Source organism: Methanolapillus africanus, from assembly GCF_032714475.1.
Classification (GTDB): Archaea; Halobacteriota; Methanosarcinia; order Methanosarcinales; family Methanosarcinaceae; genus Methanolapillus; species Methanolapillus africanus.
Genome location: NZ_JAWDKD010000023.1, coordinates 23977 through 34590, shown reverse-complemented (window position 1 = coordinate 34590; position 10614 = coordinate 23977). Strand labels below are relative to the sequence as shown.

The following is a 10614-nucleotide window of genomic DNA, read 5'->3' as shown; positions in this document are numbered from 1 at the left end:
AATCAACCGGAATTATTACTGGCAACTATATTTCATTTGCCTGCACAGCTTTTATTTAATATTGTTTGGAAAGTTTAAAACTAAATTTGATTTTGGCCAAGGATTACAATCAAACGAAAAGAGCGCCTCTCAAAAATCACATTTATTGCTAAAAATGACCTTTGGAAAAACTACCAATTTCTATTTTGTTGCATTCACTTGCATCACATTTGGTTTTAATGTTTCAGTTCACTCGCTCGCGAGTGATTTTTTACCTTAACTTTGGTTAAGATGATAAAAACCACCGTCAGAGTTTACCGAAACATCAGGTCACATATCAGTCAAGGAAAAAACTCCCGACCTCATTATTAATTTGTAATTATGATTGAATTTCCCGCAAATTTCTGCGAAATTCGCGCGGAATTGATAGTAACGTTGCAATCGTATATAACGATTTTGATTCAACTTTTCCCAAAATCGATGACTCAAAAAGAATCAAGATATTTGTTAAAAAAATCAAACTTTTAACAAAAAAAGTCAACATCACAAAATTGATAAAAAAACTTATCAATCGAACTCATTAGGCTTGTTTTTACATGCCGACTGAGCGGAACTTAACAAGACATGTTTCGTATATAAAGGTTTTGAGCGGTTTGTTTTTGAACTCTTTTTGTATTAATAGTTCCTAAATTAAATTCGGATAAACAATATCAATTTCCGGTGTTGTCTGTCTATCTGTCTATGTTTCTCTTTTGGTCCGATCGGAAACAACAATAATCGGCAGAATGCCGATTATTGTTGTTTCAGTTTCAGTTTCAGTTTCAGTTTCAGTTTCAGTTTCAGTTTCAGTTTCAGTTTCAGTTTCAGTTTCAGTTTCAGTTTCAGTTTCAGTTTCAGTTTCAGTTTCAGTTTCAGTTTCAGTTTCAGTTTCGGTTTCAGTTTGTATCGAGTGCGCCGCCGCGCGCGCTACGGCAACAAATTTTATGAAAAACAAAAAAGGAACCCCGTTTTTTCATCATCATCCGCTCAGGCTGAATCAACACAACCTTTAAACAGAGAAGCAATATTATTAGCACAAATCTTAATCCACAACTCATGCAAATCATTAAAAACAATGCAGGAAATACATTATTAATTCAAAATTAAAAGAAGATCATTATGGCAGATAACAGAAATTTTAAAAAGGGACCCCCGGCTCCGGAAGGCGAACAAGTCATTCGCGTCCGTATTCCGAAAAAAGAAGAACGTGAAGTGTTGGCCATTGTTGAAAGCCTTCTCGGCGCCAACCACTTAAAATTAAGATGTATGGACGGCGTTGTCCGCTTGGGCCGGATTCCCGGTTCTATGAAAAAGAAAATCTGGATCCATGAAGGCGACGTCGTGATCGCCGTTCCGTGGGATTTCCAGGACGAAAAAGCCGACATCATCTGGAAATACACCCGTCCGCAGGTGGACTGGCTGGACAAAAAAGGCTTCCTCCGCAAATAATTCTTTACGGAACCACGGTTCCGCTTTTTATTTTTTCAATTTTTACCATGACCTCCGAATTGACCAATAAAAACCAGAACAAGCAGATTGGTCATTTCTTTTTTTCAAACGCAGCGCTGTGATGGAATGAGTGAGAAAAAAATCGACAAGCAAATGCGAAAAATCGAAGACAAAAGAGACAAAAACCGGACTTTTAAGAAAGATTCGTCCTTTTTAAAAGCCGAGGAAAACGTCTTTGACGTCCCGACTCTGAAATTACTCTACACGCTCGCCAACAAAGGATACATTACGGAAATGGGCGGCTCCATCAGCACCGGAAAAGAAGCCAACGTCTTTTATGCCGCCGGAAATGAAGGTGAAGTCGCCGTAAAAATCTACCGGCTGACCTCCGGCACCTTCAAAGCGATGGACCCGTACATCCTCAAAGATCCGCGCTTCACCAATATCCGCCACAGCCGCAAAGATATCGTTTTCGCCTGGACGCAAAAAGAAGCCCAAAATCTTCTGCGCGTCCGAAAAGCCGGCATCCGGGCGCCCCGTCCGATTGTAAACGAACGCAACGTTCTCGTCATGGAATTCATGGGCAAAGACAAAATTCCCTATCCGCTGCTGAAAGATACGCCGCTGGACGACGCGGAGGCGCAAAACATTTACGATCAAGTCATCGAAGACATCCGCCGGCTTTATGTTCGTGCGCATTTGGTCCATTCCGATTTAAGCGAATACAACATTTTGGTCGATACCGAAAAAATGGAAGCCGTCATCATCGACGTCGGACAAGCCGTCACGCTCGACCATCCCAACGCCCGCGAATTTATGTCCCGGGATCTTGAAAATATTCTCCGTTTCTTTAAAAAATACGGCGTCAAAGCCGACAAAAAAGAAGTTTTGCAGCACGTCAAGCAAAGAAATGAAACGGACGAAATATACGAAAAAGAACTCAACGAATCCGGTGAAAACAAGCCGGACGAATCCGAAAATGAACAAATTGAAACCGATTCGGAAGAATTAGAATTATCCGAAAATTAATTAAATTTATTTCATCTCATCATCACAATAGGAAGATCACTATGACACAATTTTTAAAAGTTCCCAAAGAAAGAGTCGCCGTTATCATCGGTCCCGGCGGCAGTACCAAAAAGCAAATTGAAGAAGCCGCCAAAGTGGTTTTAGAAATCGACGGCGAAGACGGCCGGATCGAAATCAAATCCGAAGAAGACGTCATCCTTTCCATGCGCGCGATGGAAGTCATCAAAGCCATTGCCCGCGGTTTTTCTCCCGAAAAAGCCCTTGAACTCTTCAACGACGACTTCCTGATGCTCGACGTCATCGATTTATCGGAAGCCGCCACAACGCCCAAAGAATTGGCGCGCCTGAAAGGCCGGATCATCGGCCGCGAAGGAAAAACACGTGAAATCGCCGAACGCCTCATCAATGTGAAAATTTCCGTTTACGGCAAAACCGTCAGCGTTATCGGCTATCCGGAACAAACCACCATCATTCGAACCGCCATCGATATGCTCGTCAACGGCGTCAACCACGGCACCGTTTACAGCTTCCTTGAAAAGAAACACGACGACCTCATCCGTTCGCAAATGGATTCCATCGAATACATCGACGTGGACGCCGAAAATGAATTTGATGACGAATTTGAAGATGAAGACGAATGATCCAATCATTCATCCTCTTCTTCATTTTCCATCTCATTCTCATCAATCAAATCGCGATCATCGACGCCGTCAAACTCATCCGCATCCGGTCTTCGTCCTTTTCCCGGCAAGAAACTGCCGCGTCCCTTTTTGGCAATAATCTGACTGCCGTCCCACAGAACATCGCCGCGCGACAGCGTCATCGCCGGAAAAATCCCGTCCATGCCTTCATAAGGCGTCCATTCGCAGCGGGTATGCAGATTTTTCGCTTTGATCACTTGAACGTCTTTCGGGTCAAAAAGAACAATATCCGCGTCAAATCCGGGTTTTAAGAATCCTTTGCCGAGCCGCTCCAGATCAAAAATCCGCGCCGGATTCCGGCTGGTGACTTCAATCATCCGTTCCAGCGACAGCATGTTTTTCCGAACCGCCGCCAGCATGAGCGGCATCAGCGTCTCAACGCCGGGAACGCCCGACGGCGCGGCTTTGATCGCCGTTTCTTTTTCATAAGTCCGGTGCGGCGCGTGGTCGGACGCGACAGCGTTCACCAAACCGGTTCGCAGCGCAGTCATCATGTATTCCGCACTTTTCGGATCGCGCAGCGGCGGATTCATTTTGCCGAACGTCTTGAGCCGTCCGCAGTCTTTCGTTGACAAAAATAAGTGGTGCGGCGTCACCTCGCAGGTGATGTGCCGGAGAATTTGATAATCGCTCGTTCTTTCTGCCGGATCTTTGTTTTTATTTTTTTCAATCATCTGATTCTGTTTGGCTTGCAGATCTTTTCGGGCGGCGTCAATCAAAGCCACCGCTTCCGGCGTGCTCGTGTGACAGAAATGAATGTTTGTCGGCGTTTTTTCGGCTTCGTTGATTTTCAGGCAATTCCGAACGGCAATTTCTTCACATTCATTTGGCCGGATACGGGAATGCACGTCGTCGGAATTGTCATTCAGAAGGAGTTTCTCGTTTTGAAGGCGAAGCGCGTCGTCCTCGGCATGAATGGCAGCCACCGCTTCCATTTGTCCGATCTTTGACAGCGCGCTGCCAAGCGTATCATTGCTGATGTTGAGGCCGCCCGTCGATTCCGCCATGAATATTTCGCCGAAACAGTTGACGCCAAGCGCCCACAGTTCGGTTAATTTTTCTAAATTGTTGGTGACGCCGCCGTTGATGCCGAAATCAATGATGGATTTCTTTTTGGCTTGCTTCAATTTCAAATAAAATCCGGATTTATCAATAACCGGCGGGAGTGTGTTCGGGTGTTCCAAAACAGTGGTGATGCCGCCGGCTGCGGCCGAGCAGGATCCGGTGTACCAATTTTCCTTGTAGGTCATTCCCGGGTCCCGGAAGTGAACGTGCGCGTCGATTCCGGCCGGAATGGCGACGGCGTTTTTTCCGTCGATCAGTGCGTCGTATTCGGAAATCCGGAACTCTTTGGCAATTCCGGTCACTTTTCCGTTTTCAATGAGAATTTCGGCGGGCGTCAGCACGCCATCCGCAAGCAAGCGGACGTTTTTAATGAGAACATCTGGCATAGTAATATAAAAGTTTTCAAATCTAATATATTTTGGGATAAGTGAAAAATGAAGAAAAAAGAAAATGAAAACAGAAAAAAATAAAAAATAAAAAATAAAAAAATAAAAACAAAACAGAAACAAAAAAGAAAAGGCAAATGATTGAATCATTCGCCCGTGTAGTAATATTCGCCCTTTTCCTTTTGTTCGCGGTCGAGGCGTGAATCGTAATTATTCACACGCGGGCGTTTTGTTTCCTCATCACGCCGGAAGGTGATATCCAAATTCGATAAGAATTTGTTCATGCCTTTTTTCATGGTTGTCGGAGCGTTTGCAATACCGCTTTTTGACGGCTCGCCTTCAAAAACAATCAATCGCTGGCTGATCATATCGATCATGTAAATGTCGTGGTCGACCACCATCGCCGTTTTACCGTTGCTTTCCGCAAACCGCGTGATGACTTTCGTCACAATCGCGCGCTGCTCGACGTCAAGATGCGCGCTCGGCTCGTCCAAAATGTAAAAGTCGGCGTTGCGGCTCAAACAAGCGGCAATCGCCACACGCTGCAGTTCGCCGCCGCTCAAGTCGGAAAGCATGTTGTCGTAAAGCGATGCCAGCTGGAGCGGACGGGCAATTTCCACTTCGTAGAAACTGGTTCCGAAATTGTCGGCGAGGTCCATCAAAAAGTCGCGGACACGGACTTCCACATCGGCTTTGATGTATTGCGGTTTGTAGGAAATTTTCACGTCAATGCCGACTTCGCCCGAGTCCGGTTCGATTTCGCCGGCCAGAATCTTCACAAACGTGGATTTACCGGTGCCGTTCGGACCGACAATACCCAGCACTTCACCTTCTTTGATGCTGCCGCCTTTGGCTTCCAATGAGAATACGTTTTCAAAAGACTTGGAAAACGAGTCGTAAGACAGAATGGTTTTGATGTCCGGTCCTTCTACCGGTGGGTGTGTTTCAAAACGAATCGCTTCATCGCGAATCCGCATGTTTTCTTCCGGCAGATAACCTTTAATGTATTGGTTAATACCGACTCTCACCGTTTTCGGAAGCGTGATCACACCGTAGCCGCCGGCTTGTCCGTAAGCGATGTGAACGGTGTCGGCCAGCATATCCAGAATCGCCAAGTCGTGCTCGACGACCAACACGGATTTGCCTTTTTCCTTCGCCATTTCCTGAATCAGGCGGGCGGCGTTGATGCGCTGGTAAATGTCGAGGTACGGGCTGATTTCGTCAAAGAAATAAAAGTCGGCGTCCTTGGCGGCACAGGCGGCAATGGCGACTTTTTGAAGTTCGCCGCCGCTGAGCGCTTTGATGTCGCGGTCCAAAATGTCAGCCATATCGAGCCGGTCGACCAGCATATCCAAACTTCCGCTGGTGTCGGCTTTCTTCAAAAGGTCAATGGTTTTTCCCTTAAAAGCTTTCGGAATTAAGTCCACATACTGCGGTTTTTGAGAAACGCGCAATTGTCCCGAGGCTGCTAATTTGAAATAATCATAAAGCGCCGTTCCGGCATAATGTTTCAAAACCGTGTCCCAATCCGCGGTCTTTTCCCCGAAATTCGGAATGAGCGTTCCCGATAAAATTTGAACCGACGTCGATTTACCGATGCCGTTCGGACCCAAAATACCGGTCACTTTTCCTTTTTGCGGCACCGGCAGTCCGAAAAGAGTGAAACCGTTTTGGCCGTAGCGGTGCGTCGGCTTGTCGAGCGATTCCGGCAAACCGATGATCATAATCGCGCCGAATTGGCATTTTTTGACGCAAATGCCGCAGCCGGCACAGAGTTCTTCGGAAATAATCGCTTTCCCGTCGTCGCCGAATAAAATCGTCTCGTCTCCGGTTCGGACGCGCGGGCAGTATTTGTAGCATTCTTTGCTGCACTGGCGCGGCTGACACTTATCTTTATTTAAAATAGCTATTCTCATAATCTTTTCCCAAAAGCAAATGAATCGTTATTGTAAAGTCGTTCAATCGAAAATAATGATTTTGAAATCAAAATAAAATGAAAGGATTTAAATTCAATGTTCCAAAACCGGCGTCAAAATTTCATTTCGCGTCCGGTCAAATATTAAAAAAGAGTCGGCTTTCGCCGACGTTTCTCACAAAAAGCTGGCGTTTAAGATAATGGTCCACGTCACCAGACAGTAAAGTAAAACAAGGAACTGAATACCGATCCATTCTTTGCCGGAAATGGAACTGACGTCTAATTTTACCATCGGGAAAACCAACCGTCTTTGGATATAATAAGTGACCGCCAAAAGGGGAATCAGAACCAGCAGCCAAAAGACATTTTCGCCCGTGCCGAAGGCAACATAACAAAGGACGCCGCATATAATTCCGAAAAGAGCGGCGCTCAATGTTTTGACAAGATTTTCTCTGTACGCGCGTTTCTTTTCTTCCGGTGTTTTTTCCGGCTTTCCGGCTGCATTTGCCGCGTCGGGTTTTCCGGCGACCTGTTCCGCTTCAACGTGTTCGGGCTTTCCCTTTTCTTCTTTTTTTGCCGCTTCTCTTTTTGCCATTTTCCGTTCTCCGGGAATAATTATCGCGATAAGTCGAAATGATTGGTCAATGATTCGTCAATTGAAAATGATATTTAATATTTATGAATCGTCATTTAGAAAGTTATTTCTTAAAAATGGATTGATTTGAGCAGATACAACAAAGGAAAGACTTATAAATGTTTTCAAACGGCTTGGCTTTTGATTTCCCGTTCGTCTCTTATCTCTTCATACGGGTTTTGAGGTGAAATCGGATCCGCCGATGTCTTTTGAGCGCCGTTTTGTTTTCCGTTGCCGACGATGTTTTTAATATCCTGAAGCGACACAGCCAAAAAACCGGTCTTGTTGAGGTGTTTGGCAAATTTTTTCGTGCGCGGACTGTTGTTCGGATGGTAGACGACCGTCACTTTCGGATTCAGATTTTGAACCATGCGTGTGAGTCCGTTCACATCCAAGTGGTCGCTGAGGCGGATATTTTGGAACGGATAGTCCGTCCGGCAGGTCAGCACATATTTTTGCGTTTCCAAATTCATTTCCGACAGAACGTGCGGCGGAACAACAGATATACCGCACCGGATTGTTTCTTTTCCGGCAACATCAATTTCTCCGTTTCCGGCAGCAGCAAACTCCTCGTTTTCAGCAGTTGTCATTTCTCCATTTTCTGCAGCGGCGGCTTCCCGCTTCTCTGATATTAAAACCAACTCGCCGGCGCTGTCCGTAAACTGTTCCGTCAGCCGGAGCGTCTTTTCATTCATGGCGATCGGTCCGTTATAGCCCAATTGGCGAATCACCGTGACCGCTTTTTGGGCTTTTCCGAACTCGTAAGCCCCAAAGGCAATTTCCTTTTTGCCGATGTTCGCCAAAATCGCTTCTTCAATACCTTCGATGTCGTCGTCGAAATAGCATCCGAAATCTTCCGGGTCGCCGTAACTGGCTTCCGTAATGAGAACGTCGCACGGCGGCAAGCAACACGCGTCTTTCACGTCGCCGGTGACTAAAATGCGTGTTCCGACTTCATTTTCCCAATAAAAAGCCGTTGCACCGGCCGTGTGGTGAACCGGGAACGTTTGGACGCAAACGCCGCCGGCCAAAAAAGTTTCGCCGAGCTCGAACGTGTTTCCCAAATAGTTCTTTTCGTATCGGATTTCCAAAGCTTTGGCGGTTTCCGACGAGCACCACGCTTGTTCGGACAGCATGGCGGATTTGCCGTAGTGGTCGGAATGCGCGTGCGTAATCAGATAAGCGTCCGGCTGCAAACTCTTCTGTGCAATGCGGGTGGTATCGATGGCAAACGTGACAAGATTTCCGAAAACAGATTTGAAGCGAACGAACAAATGAGGCTTAATGCCGCCGGATTCGTTTTGCTGGCGAAACAGCACCACACCCATTTCCGCCAGTTCTTTTGAATACATTTTGTTCGCTTCCTTCCGTTGAGTTGTCTGAGTTGTTTTTGATTTTAAACTTTTGATTTCTGACAGAATAGTTCCTGATACCTTTTAAACGTTTTTAATTTGACAAAATCGAAAAGCTTATCACGGATTAAATTTCCAAAACCAAATTTATACCGGCAGCACTTGTTTTTTAGAAAATTCCTAAATCAATAATTCCAAAAATTTGAAGGAGCAGGAGAATCAAGGGCTGATGAATCAAATAAATAATAAGGGAGTGTTGCCCAATGATGGAAAACGGGCTTAAAAATCCGGGCATCTGGGCCGGAACATGAATTTTCCGAACGCCGGCAGGATACAGCCAAAACCCGATCGCGACACCGATGAGAATGACGCCGAACCACGGGATCAGCGGCTCGTAATCCAAGAATGAGAATCCGGATGGGCGAACGCCGAACGGGATGAGCCAGGCAGGCCCCGATATTTTTCGGACGAGCGGGCCGAGAAGAATAATTACAACTCCAAGGACGAGTGGAATCCAAGCATCTTTGGGCGTGGTTGCGCCGGATTTGGTGTGCCGGAGCAAAAACGGAATGGAAAGGATTGTTGAAATACCGATGAGATGCAAGATTCCGAAGACGATAAAACCGTCGTGCGGGTAAAACCATGTGACAACCGTAATCAAAAGACCGACCGCAAATATTTTCAGGCCGCGGCGGACAAATTTCCGGGTGAGGGTTCTAGAATCTGCTGTCCCGGCGGCCGCCAACGTGAGCGACAGGCCGGCGATGGCGGCAAACAAAATCGTGACGGGGAATCCGTAGAACTGCTGCGGCCAAAACCAGGACGGCATGGGATAAACGTTGAAATAATCCAAATCGTACAGGAAATGGTAAATGACCATGAGGATAACGGCAAAACCGCGCAAGACGTCGATTTCATAAAACCGTCCGGGTTTTCGTAAAACTGTCCGCATGTTTACTCCTGAATCAAGGTTACGACAATACGATATTAATATTGAATTATTTTGAACTATTTTGATAAAACCAGAATTAATAATTCCGGAAATATATGATAATCTTTCAATAAATATAAAAAACCATTTTTATTTTATCGTTTTGATTAAAAAAAATTAAATAATATCGGCGATTTCAGACACCGAAACACAATGTTTTCAATTATTTCTGATGAATCACAATTTAAACTTATATCGGCCGGGCCATTCTTTTCCGGCAGAAACGGATGACGACAATGGACTCGACGCTTTACAAAACCTGTTACGACGCGCTTAAAAGCCATGACGACGTCATTCGTTTGTCTCAAAAATACAACCTTCCGGTCGGCGTTTTGTCGTCGATTCTCAATCAAAAAGTCGTTCAGGTCGTTAAAAAGTCGTATCACCAGATGAACAAAAAAGAAAACGAAATCGTGAACGATTGGATTTCCGGTGTTTCTTTTTTAGATTTGGCGAAAAGACACAAATATCCGCCGACACTCATTTCAACGCTTATTTTGAAAAAAATCGGCTACAACAAAAAGGAAATTGCGGCGCTTTACAAAAATCCGAAAGAAGCTCAAAACTCACGGATTCGAAAAGAGCTGATGGAAGCTCTCAATTCCGATTACTATTTTTCCCCGCGCGCGCATAAAATGCAGGAAGTCAAAGGCAAAGCCGGCGAAAACATCGTTTCCCTTTGGCTCACGCTGAAAAATTGCGACTTTATGTCCGAAGACGAAATCCGCGCCAACGGTCCCGGAAAAACCCCGGACTTTGTTCTCAAAAAACCGATTTGCATTTCCGGTCAATAGATTCACTGGGTCGAAAGCAAAGCGCTTTTCGGCGGCACCGCGGAACACAAACATTACGAAAAGAACCAATTTTTGGAATACACCGGTCTTTACGGCAGCGGACTTGTGGTTTACTGGTTCGGATTCTTGGCTGAAATTTTAGAAGACCAAGCGGAAGGCTACCTGATTGTGGACGCCTCTTTCTTTAAAGAAGAGTTGGGCGCGCAAGTCGAGCATTTGCTCAATTTCGTCATTCACTGGTAAGTTTTGTGTATGGGCGGCGCCGCGCGCGTTATGGCAA

Annotated in this window: 10 protein-coding genes and 1 pseudogene; 5 read left to right on the top strand and 6 right to left on the bottom strand. The window is 45.6% G+C overall.

Going from position 1 to position 10614, the window contains the following annotated elements; translation table 11 throughout:
- On the top strand, positions 1-259 hold a 259-nt coding region (locus tag MsAg5_RS08585), incomplete at its 5' end, for a hypothetical protein (RefSeq protein WP_338100220.1).
- Between the two features lie 459 nt (positions 260-718).
- Here MsAg5_RS08585 and MsAg5_RS08580 read toward each other — a convergent pair.
- A complete protein-coding gene (locus MsAg5_RS08580) occupies positions 719-973 on the bottom strand; it encodes a hypothetical protein (protein ID WP_338100219.1) in 255 nt (84 codons plus the stop codon).
- A 164-nt stretch (positions 974-1137) separates the two neighbouring features.
- Between MsAg5_RS08580 and eif1A the strand changes: the two genes are divergently transcribed.
- The 3 genes from eif1A to MsAg5_RS08565 all read left to right on the top strand — a co-directional run bounded on the left by eif1A (position 1138) and on the right by MsAg5_RS08565 (position 3137).
- Complete coding sequence (eif1A, locus tag MsAg5_RS08575; protein ID WP_338100218.1) at positions 1138-1467, top strand: translation initiation factor eIF-1A; 330 nt, start codon at positions 1138-1140, stop codon at positions 1465-1467.
- A gap of 126 nt (positions 1468-1593) precedes the next feature.
- The gene (locus tag MsAg5_RS08570; RefSeq protein ID WP_338100217.1) at positions 1594-2496 is read left to right on the top strand and encodes a serine protein kinase RIO; all 903 of its coding nucleotides are present in this window, start codon (positions 1594-1596) and stop codon (positions 2494-2496) included.
- A 41-nt stretch (positions 2497-2537) separates the two neighbouring features.
- Positions 2538-3137, top strand: coding sequence for a KH domain-containing protein (locus tag MsAg5_RS08565; RefSeq protein WP_338100216.1), 600 nt, complete (start codon positions 2538-2540; stop codon positions 3135-3137).
- 5 nt (positions 3138-3142) lie between these two features.
- Here MsAg5_RS08565 and MsAg5_RS08560 read toward each other — a convergent pair whose 3' ends face one another.
- The 5 genes from MsAg5_RS08560 to MsAg5_RS08540 form a co-directional block, all read right to left on the bottom strand.
- Positions 3143-4648, bottom strand: coding sequence for a dihydroorotase (locus MsAg5_RS08560; protein ID WP_338100215.1), 1506 nt, complete (start codon positions 4646-4648; stop codon positions 3143-3145).
- Between the two features lie 146 nt (positions 4649-4794).
- Positions 4795-6564, bottom strand: a complete 1770-nt coding sequence (locus MsAg5_RS08555) for a ribosome biogenesis/translation initiation ATPase RLI (RefSeq protein WP_338100214.1) — start codon at positions 6562-6564, stop codon at positions 4795-4797.
- 174 nt (positions 6565-6738) lie between these two features.
- On the bottom strand, positions 6739-7158 hold the full coding sequence (locus MsAg5_RS08550; RefSeq protein WP_338100212.1) for an EMC6-like membrane protein: 420 nt from the start codon (positions 7156-7158) through the stop codon (positions 6739-6741).
- Between the two features lie 164 nt (positions 7159-7322).
- Positions 7323-8549 (bottom strand): MBL fold metallo-hydrolase, encoded by a 1227-nt coding sequence (locus MsAg5_RS08545; protein WP_338100211.1) that lies wholly within the window; start codon positions 8547-8549, stop codon positions 7323-7325.
- 169 nt (positions 8550-8718) lie between these two features.
- A complete protein-coding gene (locus MsAg5_RS08540; protein ID WP_338100210.1) occupies positions 8719-9501 on the bottom strand; it encodes a heparan-alpha-glucosaminide N-acetyltransferase in 783 nt (260 codons plus the stop codon).
- A gap of 266 nt (positions 9502-9767) precedes the next feature.
- Here MsAg5_RS08540 and MsAg5_RS08535 point away from each other — a divergent pair.
- A pseudogene (locus MsAg5_RS08535) lies at positions 9768-10577 on the top strand (TPD domain-containing protein).
- The last annotated feature ends 37 nt before the right edge of the window (positions 10578-10614 follow it).

Coding starts and splice junctions, on each gene's coding strand:
- eif1A (WP_338100218.1), top strand. CDS start 1,138: ATGGCAGATAACAGAAATTTTAAAAAGGGACCCCCGGCTCCGGAAGGC.
- MsAg5_RS08570 (WP_338100217.1), top strand. CDS start 1,594: ATGAGTGAGAAAAAAATCGACAAGCAAATGCGAAAAATCGAAGACAAA.
- MsAg5_RS08565 (WP_338100216.1), top strand. CDS start 2,538: ATGACACAATTTTTAAAAGTTCCCAAAGAAAGAGTCGCCGTTATCATC.
- MsAg5_RS08560 (WP_338100215.1), bottom strand. CDS start 4,648: ATGCCAGATGTTCTCATTAAAAACGTCCGCTTGCTTGCGGATGGCGTG.
- MsAg5_RS08555 (WP_338100214.1), bottom strand. CDS start 6,564: ATGAGAATAGCTATTTTAAATAAAGATAAGTGTCAGCCGCGCCAGTGC.
- MsAg5_RS08550 (WP_338100212.1), bottom strand. CDS start 7,158: ATGGCAAAAAGAGAAGCGGCAAAAAAAGAAGAAAAGGGAAAGCCCGAA.
- MsAg5_RS08545 (WP_338100211.1), bottom strand. CDS start 8,549: ATGTATTCAAAAGAACTGGCGGAAATGGGTGTGGTGCTGTTTCGCCAG.
- MsAg5_RS08540 (WP_338100210.1), bottom strand. CDS start 9,501: ATGCGGACAGTTTTACGAAAACCCGGACGGTTTTATGAAATCGACGTC.